A 24,023-nucleotide genomic window follows, 5' to 3' on the forward strand; every position below is an offset into this window, starting at 1 on the left:
CGTGGCGTTTATGTAACCTCGTTCGGAACAAGGGGGTATGGCTGCAATACTCGCAGAAAACCTGTCGGGGAAAGACGTGATGGGGACTGACGGCGCGGAGATCGGCAGTCTCTACAACATCACGATGGACTTTTCGTCGGGCGCGCTGCACAACCTCGTTATTGACCCTGCGGAGTCGCTCCGCAACACGAACTTCGAGTACAGTGACCAGGGCCGCCTGCTTGTCCCGGTTGAGCGGGTCAAGGCGGTGAAAGACCACATGATCGTCAAACGCTAGATGTACGTTCTTGACTCCTCGGCATTTATCAACGAGTATCACACCGACGAGCAGATCGCAACGATTCCGCTCGTCAGAGAGGAACTGGAAGACGAGGCCGCCTATCGCTTCGACGCCCTCGAAGGCTCGGGCATGCACCTCCACATTCCCGAGGACAACACCGTCGAGCGCATCGAGCGCGCTGCCAGCGAAACCGGTGACCTCGCGGAACTCTCGGAAACCGACATCCGGCTGATCGCGGCCGCGTTCGAACTCGACAGTCGACTCGTCACAGACGACTACGCGATGCAGAACGTCGCGGAGAAACTCGACGTGAGCGTCGAGGTAATCGCCCGCGACGGTATCACCGAACAGCGGGACTGGCTGTTCCAGTGTGCCGGCTGCGGCCGTGAGTTCGACGAGAACCGCGACCGCTGTCCCATCTGTGGCAGCTCACTATCGCGGAAGAACCCGGCTTAGACGGTCTGTTCGTCCCGGGCTTCGAGTCCGAGCTCGACCAACTGTGAAAGCACTTCCTCCTCTGTGATGCCGTAGCGCCGCGCAAGCGTTTCGATGAGCCGCGCTTGGTCGTCATCACAGACGATGGTGAACCGCCGAGCCATGCCATCGCCTACAACGGTAGTTCGCATAAATACCCGTCAGACAGCAGTCAGACGGCTCAGACTGCCAGATTCCCTGTAATCTCGATGTACAATGTGAGAAACTGGATGGCGTTGAACGCCCCGTGAATAAAGATGGGGACGAGCAGGTTCTCGGTCTTGAGATAGCTCAGGCCCAGCAGCGTCGACAGGACGAACACCAGTAACAGCGAGAGGGCGGTCTGTGTCGGCGTGCCAGCGGCGTACTGTCCGAAGTGGACGACGCCGAAGACGGCGCTCGTGAGTATAATCGCCTGCAGATCACTGAAATCGTCGTAGAGGTACTTCTGGATGATGTTTCGGTAGATGAACTCCTCGCTCGGCGCGATAGTGAGAAACGCCAGCGGCACCATCACAAGCAGGAACGACGGGTCTCTGTTGGCTAGCTCTTCGACGCTGCTCCGAGCCGCTTCGAGTCCGAGCGCCTGAATGAGGTAACTGAAGCCAAACAGCGCGACCATGAGGACGACGACGCCGCCGACGCCGTAGCCAACGTCGCGGAGACTGGGTCGCCGCAAATCGAGATCAGCCCAGGTCCGGTCTAGCCGGTTGGCGACGGCCGCCCCGAAACCAACGAAACCGACGCCGATACCGATAGTGAGCGTGATGTACACTGGGCCGGTGACGGTTCCGCCGTCGAGCGCCGCGGCGCTGACAAGCCCTGCGGCCGCGGCTCCGAGCACGACGAACTGGGCGAACAGCGTGCCCACGAGGAAGCCGGCCAGCCCGATTCCTGTCGCGACCGAGAGCGCTCTGGCGACCGTGTACAGCCGGTCGTTCGGCACGTCGGACGCCAGCGCCCAACCCAGCGCAATCGTCACGCAGCCGGCCAGCACCGTGAGATACACGGCGATTCCGACGGTCGCTTCGACGCTGGTACGGAACTCCGGTCCGAAGAAGGCGACGAGCGTCGCGAGCGTTGCGACGACGCTTGCGCCCGTCGCGCCCAGGCCCGCCTGTCGGCGGTCGAGTGCGCCGTGACGGACGAGTGAGAAGGCGAGCGCCGCGACGACGAAGCCGGCGACGGCTATCTGTCGGGCGGTGACCGGGCCGACCGTCGTCGCCGGTGTCATCCAGCTAACGACGCCGGTTTCCGTGGCGACGAGTACGACGAGACCGAGGCCAGCGGCGAGAACACCCCAGTTCGCGGCAGTGTCGTCCATTATCGGCAGTCCGTTGCGCCGGCCTAAAGGGACTCCGTTTCGCCGATCCGCAGCCGCTCGCGCTCGTCGATAACCGCCGTCTCGTCCGTCGTTTCGCCGCGGATGAGCGCCCGCGTGGCGTTTTTGCCCCACTCGACGGCCGGCTGGGTGAATGTCTCCACGTCCGCGAGTTCGCCGACGAGGACGCAGGCCGCCTCCATCGCGTACAGCAGTTCGCCGACGCTCTCTGCGTCGAGTCGGTCGATCTCTACTTCCAGCGCCGGCCGGTCAGCCGCCGGCAGGCTCGCCACCGTCGCTTCGTACTCGGCGTCGATGAGGCCGCCGAGGTCGGTTCCGGCGAGATACGAGAGGTCATCGTGGTCCGGGTCGGGAATCGCCACGTCGGCGCGCTCGCGCGGTCGGACGAACGTGACGACCTTGTCGCGGTGGCCGGCGCGGTACAGCTGGAGCTGGGAGTGCTGGTCGGTCGCGCCCAGCGCCCGCGCCGGCGTCTGGCCCCGCCCGTCCTTGCCCAGGCTCTCGGCCCAGAGCTGTGCGAACCACTCGCCGAAGGACTCCAGCCGCTCGGCGTAGGGCATGAATGCGTTGACTTTCGCGCCCTCCTCTTCGAGTGCGTAGGCCATCGCGCCGTAGGCGTAGGCCGGCGAGTCATACAGCGACGGCGCGAGGTCGTCAGCCGCCTGCTGACCGCCGGCAAGCAGCCCCTCGATGTCGATGCCGAGGATGGCTGGCGGGACGAGCCCGACCGCCGAGAGCGCGCTGAAGCGGCCGGGGACGCCCTCGGGGACCGGCAGCGTCGGCAGGTCGTGCTGGTCAGCGAGCGCCCGGAGCGGGCCGGACTCGCCCGTGGTCACGACGATGCGCTCGGTCCAGTCGACGCCCCGGTCCTCGTAGGCCTCGCGGACGACGAGGAAGTTCGCCAGCGTCTCCGCCGTCGTCCCAGAACGCGAGACGACGTTGATGGCTGTGTCGGCGAGGGAGAGGCCGTCGAGCGTCCGCCGGACGTGCTCCGGGTCGACGTTGTCCAGCACGACGTGACTGCCCGGGTCCTCTGCCAGTGCCTCCGTGATGGTTTTCGCCCCCAGCGCGGAGCCACCGATACCGACGGTGATGACTGACTCGGCGTCGGCGACTGGCGCGACGGCGTCGCGGATGGTCTCGGCGTCGGTTGCTTCGGGGAGGTTCAGCGACGCGTAGCCGAACTCGCCCTCCTCCCGTCCCTGCTCGATTCGCTCGTGGGCCGCGGCCACCCGCTCGTCCAGGTCGTCAAGTGTCGCCCGCTCGACGCCCGGGTCGGCGGCACTGGCAAGCGCGGCTCCGATATCGATGTGCATACTCGGGGTGTCGACGGGCGGGTACAAACAACTCCCGAAGGAGGCGGTGGGTAGCGGACGCGGGTCCGCTCTCACCGCCGGTCGGACAACACCGCGCTTAACCACGCGCTCGCCTAACCCATCGGCATGACAGACGCGACGGCAGAGCAGTCCGTCACAGCCGACGCCGACGACGACCGGCCCGAACCGTACAACGGCCTGCCGGGTGCGTTCCCATACGCGTTCCGGGCCAGCGACTCGCTGCTGTTCAAAGCCTACGTCCCGGTTGCGCTGTTGCTGTCTGTGGCGATTACGCTCGTGTTCTCGTTCGGACTGATAACGCAACTCGCCGAAACCGGGAGCGTCCGCGGCGGCACGTTCACCTTTTCGCGGAGCTTCTTCCTGTTCATCGGACTGTTGCTGGTCGCGCCGCTGCTGGCCCCAGTGCTCTCCGTCGCGCGCCGCCACCGACGGACCGCGTCCTCGGTCGCCTACGACCGCGCCCTCGCGCTCTCGGCGTTCCTGTTCATCGGGTCGATATACCTCGCGCTGTTGACCTCAGCGCCGGCGGAACTTCGCGAGCCGACACAGAGCGCCGTCGTCGGGTTCTTCTACTCGCTGCCCCCGCTTGCGGGCCTGGCCCCGCCGCTGCTCGCGACGCTGGTGATCTATCTGACCCACCGGCTGCTGAAGTAGCGCTGCCGGCCCACTGCCACGGGGCGACACTGCAGTCCGTCCCCGGGTCGAAACGGGCAAGAACGCCCGTGCCGAACGTATCTCTATGACAGCCACTGAAGGGACATTTCTGGTCACGAATGCTGATGACGCGTCGGCGACGCTTCGGAACGTCGCGGACTCGCAAGTGCTGACACTGTCGGACAACCCCGGCGTCGAGGCCGGCGAGGTCGTGGAGGGGACAGTCGAGCCGGAGCCGCCGATGGAGGTCACGTACACCGTCACTGAAGTCGCCGAGCGGCGACGCATTCCCGTCGAGACGGTCGACCTCGCGCCGACGGCGCAGACGACCGAAATCGCGGCCGAACAGGCCCCCGGCGAGCTAACGACGGTCGAACGCGCCGGCGAGGGCGAGGTTCACGTCCTGACGGTTCCGGACGACGAGACGGACGAGGCGGCGGCGGATGTCGTCGACGACGAGGCCACCCTCTCGCGGGCGGCCAGGCTCGGCGTCGACCGCGTCGAGGTTCGGACGGCAGAGGGCGTCGTCAGCGTGCGTTACCTGCCGGACTGACGCGTTCTCTCGTCCGCTCCAGTTTCCTATTCGGTCGGTCCGGCGGCGCTCTGGACCTGCCAGCCGCCGGCGATTCCGCAGGCCTCGCGCTCGGTGTAGACGAACGCGGTGTCTTCGGTCACCGCGGAGCCGCCGTCGACGGATTCGACCCGGAGCGGGAAATCTAGCGTGTCGCCACAGCAGCCAACGCCGACAAACTCTGTCCACACGTCGCCCGGTGTGGCGGTGTTGTGTGTCTTCCGGAGGTACGCGCGGAACGGCGACCCGTCTATTTTGTCGCGACCCCAGCCGCTGAGGTCCGCCGGATAGGAGAGTTCGACCCTGGTTGCGCTCTCGGGCATAGTCGGATATACGTGATAAACTGCCATAGATGTACGGCACGGCGGATGTCAGCGGCAGTGATTGAGAAGGCTTATTCGCCCCCGTCTCACACCGTTCCGTCATGTTCGAGTTCGAGGTCCCGGAAGTCGATTACACCCAGTATTCGAACCGCCAGCTGGTGGCGGTTCCGCTGGTGGTGCTTGCGCTCTCGCTCGCGGTCATCGGTGGCTGGTGGGCTGTCACCGGGGCACCAGTCGACCGGGGCATCGACTTTACTGGCGGGACGGAATTAACGATAGGGACAAACGCGACGCTCACAAACGAAGACATCAAAGCCACATTCGATGAGCCGGTTGTTTCGGTGCAGGGTATCACGACGACTTCGGAATCCACCTACGAGAATCAATATGTCGTCACGTTCGATAATTCGGCCAACGTGTCTTCGGTTCGGTCCGCTGCCCAGTCGGCAGAGGAACTGACGCTGTTGGGGAGCGGAACGACATCGCCGCTGTTTGGCGGACAAAACCAGCGTCTCGCAGTCATCGGTGTCGGAGTTGCGTTCCTCGGGATGAGCCTGCTCGCCTTCGCCTTCTTCCGTACATTCGTCCCGAGTATCGCCATTGTTATTTCGGCGTTTTCCGACATCATGATTCCGCTCGCGATAATGAACCTCCTTGGAATCAAGCTTTCACTGGGAATCGTCGCAGCGTTCCTCATGCTGATCGGGTACTCTGTCGACTCGGATATTCTGTTGAATAACCATGTTCTCAGACGTTCAGGCGGGTTTTACGAATCGACGTACCGTGCGATGCGAACCGGTGTGACGATGACATTAACGTCTATTGCAGCGATGACCGTGATGGCGGTCACAGCGACACTATTCGGGATTGGCCTGATGGCCGATATCGGTCTGATACTGGTTCTCGGACTGACGGCAGACCTAATGAATACGTATTTACTCAACGTTACGCTGCTTCGCTGGTACAAATATGAGGGGGTAAACCGATGAGTACTCTTCGAGAAAATTGGCGAGTCGCTCTACTGGTCGTGCTTCTCCTGACCAGTGCTATCGCGCTATTCGTTCCCGGTGTCCCGCCGGGAACGAGTGCCGATGGACCGACCGACGAATCTGCCCCAGAAGCGGGCGAAGCCGAACAGTTGACAAACCTCAACTACGGTATTCAGCTCAGTGGCGGAACCCGACTTCGCGCCCCTATCGTCGGCATCACTGCCGAGAACGTCAACGTGACACAGGCGGATTCGACACAGCTTGAGCAAACAGTGGCCGACGAACTTGACCTCGACACGGTAGACGTCCGAGTCCGACCTATCACCTCCGAGCGAAGCACGGGGGCTGTGGAGGTCGTTACAAAGAACGTCACGCATCAAGAACTCCGAACGGCACTCGAGAACAACGGGTATCAGCCGACTACCGTACGTGACGGCGTGACCCCGGAGACGCGTCAACAGATGGTCGAAGCTGTTGACGAGAAACTCCGGACCTCAGCGCTCAGCGGTGCGTCAGTCCAGATCGTCAACGTTCCCGGTGGCCAACACTTCGTCAGTATTACTGCCCCAGACCGGGACCGAGAAGAGCTCGTCGACCTGCTGAACGAGCGCGGGACCGTCAAAATATACGCCGTGTATCCCGGCGGTGAAAACGGGACCTTCGTCCGCGAAGAAGTGCTCAAGCGGTCTCAGATGAGTGATATCTCGGCTGCGGACAGGGAAGGCGTCGGTTGGGCTGTGTACATCACAGTCAGCCCGGATGCCGCCGACGAGTTCTCACAACGAATGGTCGATGCCGGGTTCGGCGACGGGGCTCCGTGTGGAAACTACAACCATTCGGATATTCAGCAAACGACTGCCGGTGGGTCGGCAGACCCAGCACTCGCAAACGACGAACCTGGCTGTCTGGTCCATACGTTAAACGGTGAGGTTGTCACAGCCCGGGGTGTGACGCCGGGCCTCGGCGAGAGCTTCGCCAGTGGCGAGTTCGCCAACGACCCTGTGTACGTGATGCAAACTGGAAGCTCGGAAAACCCCGCTGAGACGGCCAATAAAATCGAGCTGAACCTTCGTGCTGGACAGCTTCCGGCGCCGCTCGACCTCTCTGAAGACTCCGGCTCGTCGCTCGACCCGGCGCTTGCAGAGCGGTTCAAGCAGAATTCGCTGTTGACCGGATTGCTGGCTGTCCTCGCAGTCAGTCTCGTGGTCTACGTGCGATACAAACGGGTTGAGGTCGTCGTCCCGATGGTCGTCACGGCGCTGTCGGAGGTGTTCATCCTCCTCGGGTTCGTCGCCTTCGTCCAGTATCCGCTGAACCTCTCGCATCTGGCCGGGTTCATTGCGGTTATCGGCACGGGGGTGGACGACCTCATTATCATCGCTGACGAGATTCTCCAGCAGGGAGAGGTCGAGACGGGACGCGTGTTCCAGAGCCGCTTCCGCAAGGCGTTCTGGGTCATCGGCGCGGCCGCGGCGACGACCATCATGGCGATGAGTCCGCTGATGGTCCTACCACTCGGGGACCTTTCCGGGTTCGCCATTATCACCATCGTGGGCGTCCTCATCGGCGTACTCGTGACGCGCCCGGCCTACGGTGATATCCTGCGAAACCTCGTGCTGGACGAGGACTGAGCGGCTCTTGCTTTCTGACTGACACACCCCACGTTCGCTGTCGAACTGTACCCGTTCAAAAGTCGCCCAGCGACGCCTGTTCTGCCGCCGCCAGCACGTCGTCACACGTCGACCACGAGCGGCGAGCACACGCCGGTAGCTCGCCGTGGCGGTCGACGTAGTCCGCCAGGAACGCCCGCGTCGTCGGGTCGCTGGGGTAGCCCGACCCCACATCGCCGTACTCCTCGGCTAGGTCCGCGACGTGTGCGTCGCGGGCGACCTTCGCGACAATCGAGGCGGCACCGACCAGTGGGTCCGTCTCGTCTGCGCCGTGTTCCGCGGTCACCGCCACGTCAGTATCGACCGCGTCCGCGACCCGGCGACCGAACCGCGCCGCGTCGGTGTCGCCGGCGTCGACTGTGCCCGATAGACCGTCTCGGGCTACTGCCGATAGCGCCTCTGCCTGCCCGTCGACGGTCAGCGTGTTCATATCCGTCCTGTCGGCATCGATACGTTCGACCGGAATCTCGGCGACACCGACGGCGTCGGCCGACTCGCGGATGTCGCCGGCCAGTCGCTCGCGGCGCTCCGGCCTGATGTCCTTCGAGTCGCCGACACCATCGGGTAGAGCCGCTGGGTCGGCCCGGACAGCGGCGGCGAACATCGACCCCAGAACCGGCCCTTTCCCGGCCTCATCGACGCCAAATCGCATGACTATCTTCTGGACGGCGCTGCAAAAACAGCTTCCGATTGGACGGCGGCCCAGCGCGTTACTCTCTGAGGAACTCGTCTTTCGCGAACGGTTCGTCCTCGCCCTGCACGTCGATTACGTCGAGCGCCGTCACCACGGCGTTGGTCTCAAGCAGGCCGGCCAGGCTCGGCTCCGTGCGCCCCTCGTCGCTGGAGACGAGTTCCTTCACGTACAGGCCGCCCTCGCCGTGGATGCGGAGTTCGGCGTGACGGTCGTCGGTCAGTTCGCCCTCGGCGTCGTACACCGTCCGCGTCCGGGTGATGTCGGCCCGGCGGTGGGTGACCCGCTGGGGCGTCTCCTGCTGGATAGTCGTCCCGTCCAGTTCCGCCAGCGCGTCCTGCAGGGCGTCGGCCTCAACCGGCTCCCCGAACTCCACGTCCATGCGGTAGGTCTTCGATGCGTCCAGTTCCTTGACGCGCTCGACCATCTCGTGGGTCGCCGGGTGGAGGTCCGTCACCTCGACCTTCCCATCGGCGAAGGCGTTGATGTCGGCTTCGAGTTCGTCGGCGTCCACGTCGCGCTTGCGGGGTTCCATCACCTCGATGACGAACGGGCGGCCCGAATCGAGCATCCGGGCGTCGACGTCCTCGCGGCCGGCGCCGTGGAACACGGCCTCCTCGCCGTCCATCGCCTCGCGGACGACGGGCGCGGACAGTTGCTCGACGCTCTCGTCGTAGCGGTAGCCGCTGCCGCCACAGCCGTCGCAGGGCTCGCCCTGCCACAGTCCGGTCCCGTTGCAGTCGTTGCAGGGCCACTTCGTCTGGGGAATATCGCGTTCGAGCTTGCGGTAGCGGCCGTAGACGAACGCGGAGTTGACGTGGGTCTCCACCTCATCTGTCGCGAGGTCGAGCGTAAGCTGGACCGCCGGACGGCCGAACTCGACCTCCGCACCGGTCAGGTCGCCGATCCGTTTTCCGACCTCGCGGTTGAGTTCGGTCTTCAGCGCTTCGCCGGCGTCGGGGTCTAGCCCGATGTCTTCCCGGAGCAGTTCGTCGTTCTCTTCGAGTAGTGGCGGCACCTTCGTCCCGACCTGGTAGGTGTCGAACTCGTAGCCGCGGACGGCGCTCGCGGCCTGTTCGGCCCACCAGTCGAAGCGGTCGCATTCGTTTTCACAGACCCAGCAGTCCTCGCCCGCCTCGAAGGGGTCGTCGTCTGCGAGCGCAACCGTCACCCGCAGGGCGTGGCCCCGTTCGGCGTTGGCCAGCCCGAAACTCCGGTCGGCGAAGAGTCGGCCGAGACAGGAATCACACAGCGGCCCGGTGGCAAGCGCCGCACGGGCGTCCTCAAGTATGCTCATTGCCTGAGCCGACGCGTCGCCACCGTAACTGCGTTTCGACCTCTCGGTCACCCGAGTCGGTCAGCCCTGCGACCTTGCCTGCGCTCACTTGCCAGCCATGCCGCCGTCGTCTGTGGCTTTGCCTTCCGACTGTGCTTGGTCGAACAGTTCGCCCGGAACCTCCTCGGCCGAGATGGAGATGGACCGCTGGGGGAACGGAATTCCGATGTCCTCAGCCTGGAACCGCTTGTAGATCGCGCTGTTGAGCTCGTGGGTCGCACGGGCTGTCAGGGCCGGGTTGCTGACCCAGCACAGGAGCTCGAAGTTCAGCGCGGAGTCGCCGAACTCCCGGAATCGGACCCGCGGATTCGGCCGTTCCTGCACGAGGTCTTCGGCCTCGGCTAGTTCCAGGAGAATCTCCTCGACGTGGTCGATATCCGTCCCGTAGGCGACGCCGACAGGCACGCGAATCCGGCGCTTGCGTCTCGGCGTCGACTCGTTGATGATGGCGGCATTGTTGAGCTTCGAGTTCGGCACAGTAACGAGGATGTCGTCGCGAGTACGGATGACTGTCGAGCGGACAGAGATGTCCTCGACGCGACCGCGCTCGCCGGTCTCCAGAACGACGAAATCGCCGACCGCGTACGTCCCGTCGAGATACAGCGACAGCGAGCCGAAGAAGTTCGCCAGCGTGTCTCGGGCCGCCAGCCCGACAATGATGCCCATAATCCCCGCCGAGGCAAGCAGTGGCGTCACGTCGATGTCCCAGAGGACCAGTAGGAGGAGGACGCCGCCGCCGGAGATGAGCGCGCTCCAGACGTTCTGGAGGATAGGGACCATCTGGCGGTCGATGTACGCCGAATCCGTCGCGATGGTTGATGCCTGGCGGCCGATACGCAGCAGAATCACCATCCAGACGATGACGACCAGCGAGAGCGTCCCGGCTTCCAGCGAGACGGCGACCGCCGGCCGGATGTCATAAATCTGTGCGCCAGCGTACGCGCCGCCGAGGCCGACTGTGACGTACACGGCGGTGTGGATTCCACGGAAGACGATGTCGTCGACGTCGCCCTCGATATGGGGTGTGACCCGTCTGAGCAGTCGGTCGCCGAGGACGCGGATGACCAGCGCGAGCGCGACTCCGCTGCCGACGAGCACGAGAAACCCCTGCCAGGCCGGTAGTCTCGACAGCAGGTCTACCACCCCGCTTCCCAGTTGCATACCCCCGTTTGGACACCAGCGCTATATATACTGCCACGTCGACGGCCCGAACCGAACGGCCTTTGTCCCGCGGCGTCCGCTCCGTGGGTATGAACCCGATTCTCGTCGCTATTCTGCTGGGCCTGCTGCAAGGGATACTGGAGTGGATTCCGGTCTCCAGCGAGGGCGGCGTCGCCCTCGCGTCGACGGTGGCCACTGGCGTCTCCCCGGCCGCCGCGACCCGTCTCGCGCTCTTTCTCCACGCCGGGACAGCGGTCGCGGCGACGGCCTACTACCGCACCGAAGTTCGAACCATCCTGCGTTCGATCCGAGAACTCTCCCGTCGCCCGTTCGCCGACGAGACGGCGGACCTCTCGTTTATCGTCATCGCGACGGCGGCGACCGCCGTCACCGGTCTTCCCGCGTATCTGGTGCTCGACGCGGCTGTCTCAAATCTTGAGGGCGGGCTCTTTCTGGCGCTGGTCGGCGGCCTGCTCGTCGTCACCGGTCTGCTCCAGCGCTTCGCCGCGGCGCTATCGCTTGGTGAGCGCGAGATTCCGGACGGGGTCGACGCCGTGCTGGTGGGCGTCCTGCAGGGCCTGGCTATCCTTCCCGGTGTCTCCCGGTCCGGGACGACGGTGAGTGCCCTGCTGCTCCGAGGCCACGAAGGCGAGTCGTCGCTTCGGCTCTCGTTTCTGCTGTCGATTCCGGCCGCGCTCGCCGCGAACGCGCTGGTCCTCGTCGACGACGGCGTGCCCGCAATCGACCCGCTGCCGGCCGTCGTCGCGCTCGTCGTGAGCGCCGTCGTCGGCTACCTCACCGTCGACGCGCTGGTCCGCCTCGTGCGGCAGGTCCCGTTCTGGGCGGTCTGTACTGTGTTCGGCGGGCTGGGCGTCGTCGGCGGGCTGCTCGTCGCGCTGTAGCGACCAGAGGGCGGCCTACTCCTCGTACTCGACTTCGGTGCCGCTGGCGACCGGCTGAAGGATGTACTCGCCTGTCTGGCCACGCTTGACCGGGGTGAAGTCGGCCGTGAACACGGTGCGGGTATCCGCGCGGATTTCGTACTCCTGCGTGAACTGTAGCGGCGCGTCGCCGGGCGTATCGACCGTCGCGTCACCGCCCTCTGCGAGCGTCCCGTCGACGCCTGTCACGTCGAGCTGGAGGAACTCGTAGGTGTCAACCTCGAGTTCGGTCTCGTCGACGAGCGAGGTGTTGCCGTCCTGCAACTGGACCAGGTCGGCTTCCTGGGCCTCGTCGAACTCGTGGTACTCGCGGGCGTCGCTCGTGTCCGCTGTCGTCGATTCTTCGGTCGCTGTGTCCTCCTCTGAGACTGGCTTTACCCAGATACCGGCCATCGTGATGACACACGATTCGAAATCAGCGATGTCGCCCGGCTGGTCGGTCACCTGTGTCGCGAGCGTGCCTGTTTCGGTACCGCTCCCGGAACAGCCGGCGAGGCCGACCGTGCTCGCTGCCGCGAGGCCGCCGGCGGCTTTCAGATAGTCGCGTCGAGACGTCGTTCCTGACTGCTGTGGATCGTGCATACACTGTTCTACAGCCGTCCCAGGGTAAAGGAGCCGGCAGATAGTCAGGCCGATTTCAGCCGAGTTTCGCCCGATTTGCCGGCAGTGAACGGTTTCTGGGTGACACAGACCGGGTGGTATCGACCAGTGCCGTGCTGGCGACGATGGAAGTTATTTATCCCTTGGCATCAAATCTGTAGTACCAGCGGCCATGAGTGGTGACGAACGCAAACTAGTCGACACATCGGGGGACTTCCAGTACGTCGTCCGCGATGGCGACACGGTGACCGACCCGAAGTGGCGTTCCTGTCGACTCATCGTCACCAACAAGCGACTCATTCTGGCGACGAACGGCTCGAAACAGCCTATTCCACACTCCAACATCACCCTCCCGTCGAACCCCGACGATCTGGTCCCCGACGGCGGGACCGGCGGTGCAACCGCGCTGGAGGTCGGCAACAACGTTCTGCTCGTCGACACGCCGAACCTGGACGACTTCGAGACGGAGTACGTCCGCGCCACGCTACAGGGCGAGGTCATCCTCGCGCGACAGCAGGCGGTCGTCGGCGGCGTCGTTCAGGAGGACGCCGAGTGGAGCAAGGCACGGTTTCAACTGGACGATGACATCATCCGCCTCCAGTTCCCCGGTGGCAAGAGTATGTCCTTCGAAATAGAGGACGTCGGAACTATCGAAACCGGGACCAGTACCGTGATGGGCCAGGAGCGGGAGGTCATCGAGGTCGAACACACTGACGACCAGGACCGCAGCGTCGAGACCCACATCTCGGGGATGGACCACCACACGCGGGCGCTGAAGACGCTGTTCACCCGCGTTATCGAGGACCGTGAGGACGATTACGAACTCTCGGAGATGGAGAGCCAGGTGTTGATGGCGCTGTACTCCGGTGTCTCTCCCTTCGAGATGTCTGATTTCGTCGGAACGACGCCCGACGAGGTCGAGGAAATCTATCAGAAACTGCTTGATATTGGGGCGGTTGACGAGGTCCGGGTTCGGACCGAGGTCGCGTTGAACGCGCAGGGGCGGAATATGGCGAGTGAGGCGATGAGTGAGAAATAGCGAGGGGCCGACCGGAGGGAAGGTCCTCGGATAGCGAACGAGGAACGCAGTGACTCGTGAGCGGCGTGGCGCTACGCGCCTCTGAACGATTTTCCCTGACGCCGAGCCAACAAAAGTCGGGCGAGGACCGATTCTGATCCGGGGCAGTGGAGCGGTACCGCCACTGCGACGCGTGGCTTGCCTCTAGCGGTGGTCGGGTTCCGATGTAGCCCAGTCAGTACAGCCGGACTCGTGCCCTGCTTCCGTCTCGCCGTTTTCACTCACGCAGGTACTCGACGTCCTCAGCTTCCGTCACCGACACCCCGTCCGGGAGGTCCGACTCCGGGACCGGCGTCAGGGTGAGGACTTCACCCGCCTCGGTCTGTACCCACTCCTGTCCTGTCGCTTGACTCCAATCGTGTGGTTCCCAGAACCCCGACTCGAAGCGCATCCAGATGTCGAGACCACTGTAGTACTCTCCCGTCGAACTTTCGTATATCATTGCTGAACTCCACAGCGTCTGCTGCCGTCGAAAGAGTCAATGCACCTACATGGTCTTATTAGTACCGGCGAGACCGAAATTCTACGGCCTTGAGAATAGAGGGGTGCTTGGATGGCCCGGGTACGGCGGTGATTCAGCCACTATCCGTGTATGTTTCACAAACCCCTCGTGAACTGGCTGTGAATCCGTCGCCACCGTGACAAACGGAGCCCGACCTACTGCTGTTCCATCGCCAGCTCAAGCGACCAGAAGAAACCGTAGTACGCGACGACGCCGCCGGCGAGCGTCAGGTAGTAGACCCACTGCGGAGCCGACAGCAGGTCGAAGATGACGCTCACGGCGGTTACCCAGGCGATAGCGAACACGAGGTCGACGAACATCCCTCGCTTGTGGTCGCGGACGTGGTCGCGGAGGGTGTCGACGACGCTCATCGGCGGCCTCGCGAGGTCCGCAGCGATTGGTGTCGATTCAGTGCCATGGTACTGTCAGTCTTCAACGTCCGTCTCGCCGTGGACGTCGACGACGAGCACCGGCAGTCGCGTCCGGCGGAGCACTTTCTCCGTGACGCTGCCGAGGATGACGCGCTTCAGTCCCGAGCGGCCGTGGGACCCCATCACGACGAGGTCGATGTCGTTGTCCTCGACGAACTTCCGGATGGCGCGGGCCGGTTCGCCGGCGGTGATGTGCTCTTCGACTTCGAGGCCGTGTTCGGCGGCGCGGTCGCGGACGTAGCCGGTGGCGTCGTCGGCGTCTTGCTTTATATCGGTCATCTCCTCTAAGTTCCCCTGGCGGATGCGGTCGACCTGCTCTGTCCCCAGCGAGTAGCTGGTGGCGTCGACATCCACGACGTACAGCGCGTGGACCGTTGCGCCGTACTTCGAGGCGATGTCGACTGCCTGGTCGACCGCGTTTTCGGCGGTTTCGCTGCCGTCGGTCGGAACGAGAATGTTGTCGTACATGTGTTTAGTCGTCTGCGGGGGTGCCGCCGCTGGTGCTGTCACCGACGACGTCTGCGGCGGTTTCCTGTTGCCCCATCGGCTCGGGGCTGTGACACTGTCGAACCATCTTCTTCGTCTCCAGGGGCGGCTCGGGCGTCGCCAGCGAGACGGCGATGGTGACGATGAACACGACCGGCGTCCCGATCAGCGCAGCGCCGATGGGCGGGACGTACTGGGCGTATATCGGAACGAGTGCACCTCCATCGCCAGCGGCTGCGCCGAGCGCACCGATGTAGTTCGGCAGGACGCTGTTGATAATCGAGGTGATCCAGATGAGCAGGCCGAGCACCATCCCGGCCAGCGCGCCCTGACGGTTCGTGTTCTCCCACCAGAGGCCGAGGAAGAACATCGGGAACAGGACGACGCCGGCCAGCGAGAACGCGTAGGCGACCAGCTCGCCGATGAGCGCCGGTGGGTTGAACGCGGTCACCGTCACCAGCGCGCCCATGCCGATGATGGTCCCGCGACCGATGAGCACCTGCTGTCGCTGGGTCGCGTCGGGGTTGATCAGTTCGGTGTAGATGTCGTGTGCGACCGCGGAGGAGGCCGTGATGAACAGCCCGGCAGTCGTCGCGATAGCCGCGGCCATCGCACCGGCCGCGACGAGGCCGACGAACCACGTCGGGAGGTTCGCGAACTGCGCGGCAAGCACGACGATCACGTCACCCTCAGCGCCGGACATGCCGCCTTCGGCGGCGTAGGCGCTCGCACCGGTCGTCGCCTGGAAGAGGTCGACGCCGAAGGCCGCCATCGCGGGCGAAGCCCAGTACAGCAGGAGGATGAAGAACAGCCCCCACACGCAGGACCAGCGGGCGACGCGCTCGCTTCTGACCGTGTAGAACCGGACGAGGACGTGCGGGAGGCCGCAGGTCCCGACGATGAGCGAGAATGCCGTCGCAATCCAGAGGTAGAACGGCTGGTTCACGAACGGTGCGGAGAACTCGCGACCGAGGTCGGCGATCAGCGCGCCGTACTCGATCTGTGGAAGTATGGTCGAGTAGCCCTGCGAGAAGCCGACCACGTACACGCCCGCGAGGAACGCGACGATGAGGATGGTGTACTGGACGGCCATATTTTTCGTCGCCCCCAGCATCCCCGAGAGCGCGAGATAGCCGACGGTGATGGTCATCATCACGACGATCATCGGGATGATGTCGAGGCCGAAGACGTACTGACCGACCAGCCCCATGCCGCGGGCCTGGCCGACGGAGTAGACGTACGCGATGAGTAGCGTGGTGAACGCGGCCAGCGCGCGGGCGGTCGGCGAATTGAACCGGTCGCCGACGAAGTCCGGCGCGGTGTACTTCCCGAACCGGCGCATCTGCGCGGCCAGGAAGATGAGCAGGATGAAGTAGCCGGTCGTCCAGCCGACGATGAACGCCAGGCCGTAGAAGCCCGAGAGCGCGACCAGCCCGGCCAGTCCGAGGTACGAGGCGGCGGACATCCAGTTCGCGCCGATGGCCATCCCGTTCTCGATGTTCCCGATGCCGCGGCCGGCCACCCACATCCCCTCGGTGTCGGCCACCTTGAAGACGTAGCCGATGACGAGGAACGAGGCCATCATCAAGAAGACGATGATCGCCGGAACGAGTTTGAACGAGATGTCCAGCGCTTCCGCCTGTAACGGGACCGTCACTGCTCGACACCCCCGTCAGCGGCCGTCGCCTCGCCGGTCTCGGGAGCCGTGCTCTCGACGGAATCGGGGTCGATACCGTACTTCTGGTCGAGTCGGTCCCTGTAGCGGGTGTAGACGACTGCCAGGATGAGCGCACCCGTTGGCGCGCCGAGCGAGACGAGGAAGTAGTGCAGCGGGAAGCCGAATATGGGCGTCTGCACGGTCATCATCTCCGGCGCAAGCGCGGTCAGCGTCACCGGCCCGAACACGACCAGCGCCCAGAGCACGAAACTGCTCCAGATGATCTTCAGGTGGTCGCGCATGAACGGCGTGCTCGGCCGTAACAGGTTCACCTCCCTGTCGAGGTAGTCGATGTCTTCGTGGGCGGCCTCCGTGCCGCCATCTGAGTGGATAGTTGACTCTTCTCGATCCGCAGGCGTGTCTCTTGACATGGGTTGATAGGTTGAAAATTCGTGGTGCTGTTCGCCGCTACGGCTCAGTCACCCTGGACTTTGGTCTCGATATCACTGACGACGTCAGGGTTTCGCAGCGTGCTCGTATCGCCCAGTTCCTCGCCGTTGGCGATGTCTTCCAGCAGGCGGCGCATGATCTTCCCGGAGCGGGTCTTCGGCAGTTCGGGCGTGAAGATGACGGCTTCCGGCCGCGCGATTGGCCCGATAGCGTCCTCGACGCCGTCGATAATCGCACTACGGAGGTCTTCGTCTTCCTCGTAGCCGTCCTCGGTGATGACGTACGCGTACACCGCTTCGCCCTTGATATCGTGGTCGCCACCGACGACAGCGGCTTCGGCGACGCCTTCCACGCCGACGATAGCGCTCTCGATCTCCATCGTCCCGAGGCGGTGGCCGGAGACGTTGATCACGTCGTCGACCCGCCCCAGCACGGTGATGTAGCCGTCGTCGTCGATCTTCGCTCCGTCCTCGGGGAAGTACACCCAGTCGTCGGAGTCGTCGCTATCGGTGTCCGAGTACTCGGCCCAGTATTCGTCGATGAACCGTTCGTCGTTCTTGTACAGCGTCCGGAGCATGCCGGGCCACGGCTTGTCGACGGTCAGGTAGCCGGCGCGGCCGGGTTCGACTTCCTTACCCTCGGTGTCGACGATGCGGACGTCGTTGCCCGGTAGCGGCGGCCCGGCCGACCCGGGTTTCATGTCCTTGACGCCGGGCAGCGTCGTTATCATCATGCCGCCGGTCTCGGTCTGCCACCAGGTGTCGACGACGGGGCACTCCTCGCCCCCGATATGTTTGTAGTACCATTTCCAGGCGCGAGGGTTGATCGGCTCACCGACCGTCCCCAGCAGGCGCAGGCTGGAGAGGTCGTGCTGTTCGGGGTACTGCTTGCCCCACTTCATGAACGCGCGGATGGCCGTCGGCGCGGTGTACAGCTGGTCGGCCTCGTATTCCTCGACGATGTCCCAGAGGCGGTCCTTGTCGGGGTAGTCCGGCGTCCCCTCGTACATCATCGTCGTCGTCCCGAGCGCGAGCGGGCCGTAGACGATGTAGGAGTGGCCGGTAATCCAGCCGATGTCGGCCGAGCAGAAGTACGTGTCCTCGGGTTTGATATCGAGCACTGCCTGAGAGGTCCAGGCTGCCCACGCGAGGTAGCCACCCGTGGAGTGTTTGACGCCTTTCGGCTTCCCGGTGGTCCCGGAGGTGTACATGAGAAACAGCATATCCTCGGCGTCGCGGTCGACCGGTTCGACCGTCTCGCCCTCGTTGTCGGCGATGACATCGTCGAAGGCGACCTGATTGCCCGCGTAGTCGTGGTCGAAGCCGTCGCCGTCCATCAGGCGCTCGGCGACGATGGCGCGTTCGACCTCGTGGTCGACGCCGCTCAGCCCCTCGTTGGCTTTGTCGAGGTGGTCGAGCGGGTCCCCTCGTCGGTAGTAGCCGTCGCAGGTGACCAGATACTCCGAGTCGGCGGAGTCCATCCGCGTCGCGAGCGCGTCCGCGGAGAAGCCGGCGAACACGACGGAGTGTGGCGCGCCGATGCGGGCACAGGCCAGCATGGCTATCGGCAGCTGCGGGATCATCGGCATGTACATCGTCACGACGTCGTCCTCGCCGACGCCCATCTCCCGCAGGCCGGCCGCGAACTCGTTGACCTTCTGGTGAAGTTCCTCGTAGGTGTAGGTGATGTTGTCTTCCTCGACCGGCTCACCCACCCACTCGATAGCGGCTTCGTCGCCGCGCTCCTCCAAATGGCGGTCCAGACAGTTCGCCGAGGCGTTTAGTTTCCCGTCCGTGAACCACTCGTAGAACGGCGGGTTCGAGTCGTCGAGTACCTGATCGTAACCCTCCTCCCAGTCGAGCAGGTCGGCGGCCCCCTCCCAGCACTCCGGCCAGTTTTCGGTAAACTCCTCGTAGATACCCTCGTCCGTGACGTTCGCCTGCTCGACGAACGACTCCGGGGGCTCGAAAACCTCCTGTTCTTCGAGCCGTGCTTCGAGTTGGACATCTTCATCTGACATGGTCTATCATCGATATTTCACAGTGGCCATATAAACGGGGGGTCTAACTACGATAACATGAAACAGGGTTTCAGTTGTCGGTCGGCTGTCGCGGTTCGGTCGGCCGGTCGTCGAAAAACGCGGTCAGGACCTTCTGCTGGGCTTTCCTGAGGTGATTGTGTAACGTCGGCGACGAGACGTCTAGCGATTCCGCTAGCTCCTCGGCGGTCGACCCGCGGGGCCACTCGAAGTAGCCGCTGTGGTAGGCCGCCTGGAGGACGGTCTCCTGCCGGTCGGAGAGCGTGTCGGTCAGTCGGTCGCGGAACCCTGTCTCTGTTTCGGCCGGCCGTTCCGTCTCTCGCTTCGCCGCTAACGACGTCTCCGGGTAGGCGTCGGTGACGGCGTTGACTGTCGGTCTGATGTCGGCCTCGCTGGGGAGCTCGACGGCGATAGTCGCCACGCCGTCGGTGGCCGTCACAGAGCGAACGCGGCCACCGCTCTCGACCAACTGGAGCGCTGGCGTGTCGGTGACTACGACCTCCAGTAGCACGCCGTCGCTGTGCTCTTCGAGGAGTCTGGCGTCGGTCACGCCGTCGTCGGTGTCCGCGTACGACAGTATCGCGTCGGCCGAGGCACCTTCGACCATCAGGTAGTACAGCAGCGACTGGCCCGCAACGGGAACGACGCCGGACAGTTCGACCGTACACTGCAACGCCCCGGACACCCCGGCGGTGAAGGTTCGCCCGTCCGCACAGTGGAACTCCAACTCGGTCACCGTGTCGGCAAGCAGGAGTCGCTTGCGTTCGGCGGCGACCTGTGCGTGGCCGACCTGAACCCCGAGTGCGGACAGTACGGCGCGTTCCGCGTCGGTAAGCTCCTCCCTGGAACCGACCCCGATGACACCGGAGACGGCGTTTTCTCTGACGAGCGGGACCAGAGCGACCGGTCCGGCGCTGTCGTCGACGACACGAACCTCGCCCACGTCTAGCGGCGCGGTGACCGACTCGATATGCTCGTGAATCTGGCGCTCGACGGCCGACTCCGAGATCTCTGTCGTCGTGCGCAGTGTCAGCCCGTCGCCGGTACGCTCGGCGAGCCAGGCGAACTCGAAGCCCGCCGTCTCGGTCAGGTGGTCACAGACTGCCGTCGCAATTGCTTCGCCGGTCGCGGCGGCCGCAAGCGCCTCGCTGACCGTCGTGATCCAGTCGAGGGCTCGCCGAGACTCGCTCGGGGCCGCCCGCTCGCCGGACTCATCCACGGCCGCGACGATGGTTTCCCGGTCCGGTTCGTCAAGCAGGGGATCGAGGCGGTCGAGTCGGTCCCAGCCGCCGAGCGTGCAGACCACGTCCGGCGGGACGCCGTCGTTCAGCAGGCTCGCCGCGAACCGCCATCGGAGGTCGCGCGAGGAAACCCCTCGCAGGTGCGGCGCCGTCTCGGCGGCCCGGTCGGCCACCTCGCTGACGAGCATCTGGAGCCGCCGCGGGGAAACGGAAACCAGCGGCTCGTCATCGGCTTTCCCGGACGCGTTTGCGCACTTCCGCATGTCGTGTTCGACCGAGTCCGGGAGGTACGTTTCGCGTACAATCTCGTTGCCGTTCCGAACAGCAAGCAGGTGATGGCCCTCGAACTCGGTGATATCGGCCAGCCGAACAGCCGTCATCTCCGCCGGACGGAGTCCGACCTCCGCGCCGAGCCGGAGCACGAGGTCGGACCGGTGTGTCTCGGCCGCACGCCGGAGCTGTTCGTACCCTCGTTCACCGATGCGGTCCGCTGCTCCGTCCATACGTTTCGGAAAATAAGAGAATACCGAAATAAGTATTGCGGTCATATCGTGCGTTTGTCTGAGAAAAGACCGATAAAACAGTCACTAAAGACACTATTGCCGCCCCAATGTTTCGGCAATATAAAAAAATACGAAACTTCTCACTCCTTTCTCGTCGTCGACTGGATTTCGCCGAGGATTTCGGGGTTCCGTAGCGCGCTGGTGTCGCCCAGGTCCTCGTCGTTGGCCACTGCCGTCAGCAGGCGGCGCATAACCTTGCCCGAGCGCGTCTTCGGAAGGTCGGGCGTGAACACGATTTCCTTGGGGCGGGCGATACCACCGATAGCGTTGACGACGCCCTCTTCGATGGCTGCTCGGAGTTCGCTCTCGGCGTAGCCGTCCTCCGGGGAGGCGAACGCGTACACCGCCGTTCCGGTCGTCTCGTCGTCGGCACCGACGACGGCGGCTTCGGCGACGCCGGTGACGCCGGCGACCGTCGACTCAAGTTCCTTGGTGCTGAACCGCCGGCCGGCGACGTTAATCGCGTCGTCAATCCGACCGAGAAAGGTGATGTAACCGTCAGCGTCGACCGAGACGCTGTCTTCGGGGTAGTACCGCCATTCCCCGGCGCTGTCCGGGGCGCTGCCCCAGCCCGTCCCGTCAAGTAACGCGCGGGGCATCCCCGGCCAGGGGCGCGTCACGACGAGTTCGCCGGCCGTGTCCGACTCGACCGCCGCACCTTCGCGGTCGACGACGGACGCCTCGATTCCTGGCAGCGGCGTTCCCGCGGCCCCGGGTTTCATCTCGTCGACGCCGGGCAACGTCGATACGAGCACCGCTCCGGTTTCGGTCTGCCACCATGTGTCGACAATGGGGCACTCGCCGCCGCCGATGTGCTCGCGATACCACTCCCATGCGCGAGCATCCATTGGTTCGCCGACCGTACCCAGCAGGCGTAGACTGGAGAGGTCGTGTCGGTCGGGGTACTCCTCGCCCCACTTCATGAACGCCCGAACGGCTGTCGGCGCGGTGTAGAACACGTCGACGGCGTACTTCTCGATGAGTTCCCACAGCTGATCCTTTTTGGGGTGGTCCGCCGTACCGTTGTACAGTACTGTTGTCGTGCCGAGCGCGAGCGGGCCGTAGACGATGTAGGAGTGGCCGGTAATCCAGCCGATGTCGGCCGAACACCAGTAGGTGTCCTCGGGCTTGATATCCAGGACCGACCGGGCGGTCCAGGCGACGTGTGCGAGATACCCGCCGGTCGTGTGGGTGACGGCCTTCGGCTGGCCGGTCGTCCCCGATGTGTAGATGCGAAAGAGCGGGTCGTCCGCCGCCCGCGAAACCGGCTCGACTTCCTCGCCCTCGTGGGCCGCCAGCAGGTCGTGATAGTCGTCGTAGTCGTCGCCTAAGTGCACATCACGGCCCAGCCGGTCGAGCACCACGACCGACACGTCGTGGTCGACGGCGATGCGCGCGTTATCCGCCTTGTTCTTTTGTGCGACGGCGCTACCGCGGCGGTAGTAGCCATCGCAGGTGATGAGATACTCCGAGTCGGCCCGCTCCATTCGCGTCGCCAGTGCGTCCGCGGAGAACCCGGCGAAGACGACGTTGTGTGCCACACCCAGGCGCGCACAGGCCAGCATTGCGATCGGGAGTTCGGGCACCATCGGCAGGTACAGCGTCACCACGTCGTCCGGGCCGACGCCGCGCTCGCGCAACGCCGCGGCGAAGGCGTTGACTTCCCGGTACAGTTCGAGGTAGGTGTAGGTGCTGGACTCGCCGAGGTGCCCCTCCCAGACCAGTGCGAGCTGGTTCTTCCGCTCGGGGAGGTGTCGGTCGAGACAGTTGTATGCGGCGTTTAATCGGCCACCGGGGAACCATTCGAACGGTGGCCCGTCTGTTCCACGGAGCACCGTCTCGAACGGAACCTCCCAGTCAAGCAACGCGGCGGCCTCGCGCCAGCAATCGGGCCACTCCCGTTCGAAGCGGTTGTAGACGGCCGGGTCCGTCACGTTCGCCTGTTCGACGAACCAGTCCGGTGGTTCGACTGTCTCTCGCCCCGTCTGGGACTGGCCCCGATCCGGTTCGTCACCCCGTGTCATCAGTTGACAGTACACCGCCGTACTCAAAAAAATATCCTATCTAATTGTGCACGATTCCGCTGTGAGTGGCTCACCAGTGCAGTCGGCCGTTCTCACTTTCGACACTGGCGACGGAACTTATATTGAGTCCTGCGGTCAACGAGTGTACGAGAGGCCGGTACGGGGTATGAGCGACACCGAAAAGAAGATCGCCGATACGAAGGGGCAGTTCCTTCAGGCGGTCTCACAGGGCCAGCGCCTCACCGACGCCGAGTGGCGAAACTGTCGCATTATCCTTACCACCGAGCGGGTCGCCCTGCTGGGTGACGACAAGCGACAGATTTCACTGACCGACATCGACCGTATCGCCGACCGGTTCGACGTGAACCAGCAGAGCGCCGGCGTCTCCGACTACGTCGCGCTCTACGTCGGCGAGGACGTTATCCTCGTGTCGGCATCGGACCACGGGACGTTCGAGACCGACTTCTACCGGGCGAGTCTCGACGGCGCAATCGTGCTGGTTCAACACCCTGCACTGAAAGGCGGCGTCGTCCAGTCCGCCGAGTGGACGAAGGGTCGCCTCAAAGTGACCGACGAGGCGCTGAAACTCGCGATGGCTGACGGGCAAGCCGTTGTCATCGACCGCGCCGACATCGGTGACCTCGCTGTCGAAGAGAAGCAGGTCAGCGGCGAGGAACGGACGGTCATTCAGGTCGAGCACAGCGAGGACGACATCAGCGTCGAAACACATCTCGCGGGCGAGGAGTTCCACGCAACCGTCCTCCGGACGATGCTCGAAGAGAGCGCCGAACAGAACCAGGCCGATCTGGACCTGAGCTCGACTGAGAAGCGGGTAATCATGGCGCTGCACTCCGGCGTGTCGCCGTTCGACATTCCCAACTTCGTCGGCATTGACGTTGAGAAAACCGAGGAAATCTTCGACCGACTGATCGAACTCGACGTGATAAGCGTGCTCCGGGAGCGGACGGAAGTGAATCTGACGACGAAGGGCCGTCGGGTCGCCGGCGAGCGGATGGGCGAGCAGTAGTCCGTACCCGGAACCAGTGAAGCATCGCGAGGACCGACTGTCTCGGACGCTCCCTCCCGTTCGGTTTCGACGCCACAAACTGGACATGCGTGGCGAGTAGACGCCGACCAATCTCGGTAAGGCCGCCATATTGAAGCCCCTCCTCCGTCTGCAACAG

At 64.2% G+C, this 24,023-nt stretch carries 25 protein-coding genes; 9 read left to right on the top strand and 16 right to left on the bottom strand.

Features of this window, described 5'->3' with window-relative positions:
• Positions 1–37: 37 nt before the first annotated feature.
• Positions 38–277, top strand: coding sequence for a PRC-barrel domain-containing protein (locus HAH_RS02215; RefSeq protein ID WP_004518435.1), 240 nt, complete (start codon positions 38–40; stop codon positions 275–277).
• On the top strand, positions 278–736 hold the full coding sequence (locus HAH_RS02220) for an NOB1 family endonuclease (RefSeq protein ID WP_014039441.1): 459 nt from the start codon (positions 278–280) through the stop codon (positions 734–736).
• On the opposite strand, the gene HAH_RS02225 is transcribed toward HAH_RS02220, so the two are convergent.
• The 3 genes from HAH_RS02225 to HAH_RS02235 are packed head-to-tail and all read right to left on the bottom strand — an operon-like array spanning position 733 to position 3,412.
• Positions 733–879, bottom strand: coding sequence for a CopG family transcriptional regulator (locus tag HAH_RS02225; RefSeq protein ID WP_014039442.1), 147 nt, complete (start codon positions 877–879; stop codon positions 733–735). The two genes, HAH_RS02220 and HAH_RS02225, sit on opposite strands and share 4 nt — an antisense overlap.
• A gap of 56 nt (positions 880–935) precedes the next feature.
• A complete protein-coding gene (locus HAH_RS02230) occupies positions 936–2,078 on the bottom strand; it encodes a CPBP family intramembrane glutamic endopeptidase (protein ID WP_014039443.1) in 1,143 nt (380 codons plus the stop codon).
• 23 nt (positions 2,079–2,101) lie between these two features.
• Positions 2,102–3,412 (bottom strand): hypothetical protein, encoded by a 1,311-nt coding sequence (locus HAH_RS02235; protein WP_014039444.1) that lies wholly within the window; start codon positions 3,410–3,412, stop codon positions 2,102–2,104.
• A gap of 126 nt (positions 3,413–3,538) precedes the next feature.
• On the opposite strand from HAH_RS02235, the gene HAH_RS02240 reads away from it, so the two are divergent.
• Positions 3,539–4,087: a hypothetical protein gene (locus HAH_RS02240; RefSeq protein WP_014039445.1), complete on the top strand. Its 549-nt coding sequence runs from the start codon at positions 3,539–3,541 to the stop codon at positions 4,085–4,087.
• Between the two features lie 85 nt (positions 4,088–4,172).
• Positions 4,173–4,640: a DUF5812 family protein gene (locus tag HAH_RS02245; protein ID WP_014039446.1), complete on the top strand. Its 468-nt coding sequence runs from the start codon at positions 4,173–4,175 to the stop codon at positions 4,638–4,640.
• Positions 4,641–4,666: 26 nt separating this feature from the next.
• Here the strand turns inward: HAH_RS02245 and HAH_RS02250 are convergent, their stop codons facing one another.
• Entirely contained in the window at positions 4,667–4,981 is a 315-nt protein-coding gene (locus tag HAH_RS02250; RefSeq protein WP_014039447.1) for a hypothetical protein, read from the bottom strand.
• A gap of 101 nt (positions 4,982–5,082) precedes the next feature.
• Between HAH_RS02250 and secF the strand changes: the two genes are divergently transcribed.
• Both secF and HAH_RS02260 read left to right on the top strand, forming a co-directional pair.
• Positions 5,083–5,970 carry a protein translocase subunit SecF gene (gene secF / locus HAH_RS02255; protein ID WP_014039448.1) on the top strand — a complete coding sequence of 296 codons (888 nt, stop codon included), beginning with the start codon at positions 5,083–5,085 and terminating at the stop codon, positions 5,968–5,970.
• Positions 5,967–7,601, top strand: a complete 1,635-nt coding sequence (locus HAH_RS02260; RefSeq protein ID WP_014039449.1) for a preprotein translocase subunit SecD family protein — start codon at positions 5,967–5,969, stop codon at positions 7,599–7,601. Before secF ends, HAH_RS02260 begins: the two co-directional genes overlap by 4 nt.
• A gap of 55 nt (positions 7,602–7,656) precedes the next feature.
• Here HAH_RS02260 and rnhB read toward each other — a convergent pair whose 3' ends face one another.
• From rnhB to HAH_RS02275, 3 genes are all read right to left on the bottom strand, one after another.
• Complete coding sequence (gene rnhB, locus HAH_RS02265; RefSeq protein WP_014039450.1) at positions 7,657–8,292, bottom strand: ribonuclease HII; 636 nt, start codon at positions 8,290–8,292, stop codon at positions 7,657–7,659.
• A 58-nt stretch (positions 8,293–8,350) separates the two neighbouring features.
• Entirely contained in the window at positions 8,351–9,628 is a 1,278-nt protein-coding gene (locus HAH_RS02270) for a tRNA pseudouridine(54/55) synthase Pus10 (protein WP_014039451.1), read from the bottom strand.
• Positions 9,629–9,712: 84 nt separating this feature from the next.
• The gene (locus HAH_RS02275) at positions 9,713–10,828 is read right to left on the bottom strand and encodes a mechanosensitive ion channel family protein (RefSeq protein ID WP_014039452.1); all 1,116 of its coding nucleotides are present in this window, start codon (positions 10,826–10,828) and stop codon (positions 9,713–9,715) included.
• An 89-nt stretch (positions 10,829–10,917) separates the two neighbouring features.
• Here HAH_RS02275 and HAH_RS02280 point away from each other — a divergent pair, with 89 nt between their 5' ends.
• Positions 10,918–11,730 carry an undecaprenyl-diphosphate phosphatase gene (locus HAH_RS02280; RefSeq protein ID WP_014039453.1) on the top strand — a complete coding sequence of 271 codons (813 nt, stop codon included), beginning with the start codon at positions 10,918–10,920 and terminating at the stop codon, positions 11,728–11,730.
• A gap of 15 nt (positions 11,731–11,745) precedes the next feature.
• On the opposite strand, the gene HAH_RS02285 is transcribed toward HAH_RS02280, so the two are convergent.
• Positions 11,746–12,351: a DUF4382 domain-containing protein gene (locus tag HAH_RS02285; RefSeq protein WP_014039454.1), complete on the bottom strand. Its 606-nt coding sequence runs from the start codon at positions 12,349–12,351 to the stop codon at positions 11,746–11,748.
• 190 nt (positions 12,352–12,541) lie between these two features.
• On the opposite strand from HAH_RS02285, the gene HAH_RS02290 reads away from it, so the two are divergent.
• Positions 12,542–13,408, top strand: a complete 867-nt coding sequence (locus HAH_RS02290; RefSeq protein WP_008311015.1) for a CheF family chemotaxis protein — start codon at positions 12,542–12,544, stop codon at positions 13,406–13,408.
• A 256-nt stretch (positions 13,409–13,664) separates the two neighbouring features.
• On the opposite strand, the gene HAH_RS02295 is transcribed toward HAH_RS02290, so the two are convergent.
• From HAH_RS02295 to acs (HAH_RS02330), 8 genes are all read right to left on the bottom strand, one after another.
• Complete coding sequence (locus HAH_RS02295) at positions 13,665–13,889, bottom strand: hypothetical protein (RefSeq protein WP_014039455.1); 225 nt, start codon at positions 13,887–13,889, stop codon at positions 13,665–13,667.
• A 215-nt stretch (positions 13,890–14,104) separates the two neighbouring features.
• Positions 14,105–14,320, bottom strand: a complete 216-nt coding sequence (locus tag HAH_RS02300) for a hypothetical protein (RefSeq protein ID WP_014039456.1) — start codon at positions 14,318–14,320, stop codon at positions 14,105–14,107.
• Between the two features lie 54 nt (positions 14,321–14,374).
• Complete coding sequence (locus HAH_RS02305; RefSeq protein WP_014039457.1) at positions 14,375–14,848, bottom strand: universal stress protein; 474 nt, start codon at positions 14,846–14,848, stop codon at positions 14,375–14,377.
• A gap of 4 nt (positions 14,849–14,852) precedes the next feature.
• Positions 14,853–16,523, bottom strand: coding sequence for a sodium:solute symporter family transporter (locus HAH_RS02310; RefSeq protein ID WP_014039458.1), 1,671 nt, complete (start codon positions 16,521–16,523; stop codon positions 14,853–14,855).
• The gene (locus tag HAH_RS02315; RefSeq protein ID WP_014039459.1) at positions 16,520–16,954 is read right to left on the bottom strand and encodes a DUF4212 domain-containing protein; all 435 of its coding nucleotides are present in this window, start codon (positions 16,952–16,954) and stop codon (positions 16,520–16,522) included. Before HAH_RS02315 ends, HAH_RS02310 begins: the two co-directional genes overlap by 4 nt.
• A 44-nt stretch (positions 16,955–16,998) precedes the next feature.
• Positions 16,999–18,993, bottom strand: a complete 1,995-nt coding sequence (gene acs, locus HAH_RS02320) for an acetate--CoA ligase (protein WP_014039460.1) — start codon at positions 18,991–18,993, stop codon at positions 16,999–17,001.
• A gap of 70 nt (positions 18,994–19,063) precedes the next feature.
• Complete coding sequence (locus HAH_RS02325) at positions 19,064–20,755, bottom strand: bacterio-opsin activator domain-containing protein (protein ID WP_044951661.1); 1,692 nt, start codon at positions 20,753–20,755, stop codon at positions 19,064–19,066.
• A 140-nt stretch (positions 20,756–20,895) separates the two neighbouring features.
• A complete protein-coding gene (gene acs / locus HAH_RS02330; RefSeq protein WP_014039462.1) occupies positions 20,896–22,839 on the bottom strand; it encodes an acetate--CoA ligase in 1,944 nt (647 codons plus the stop codon).
• Positions 22,840–23,005: 166 nt separating this feature from the next.
• On the opposite strand from acs (HAH_RS02330), the gene HAH_RS02335 reads away from it, so the two are divergent.
• Positions 23,006–23,866: a CheF family chemotaxis protein gene (locus HAH_RS02335; protein ID WP_014039463.1), complete on the top strand. Its 861-nt coding sequence runs from the start codon at positions 23,006–23,008 to the stop codon at positions 23,864–23,866.
• The last annotated feature ends 157 nt before the right edge of the window (positions 23,867–24,023 follow it).

It is taken from the genome of Haloarcula hispanica ATCC 33960 (assembly GCF_000223905.1).
GTDB lineage: Archaea > Halobacteriota > Halobacteria > Halobacteriales > Haloarculaceae > Haloarcula > Haloarcula hispanica.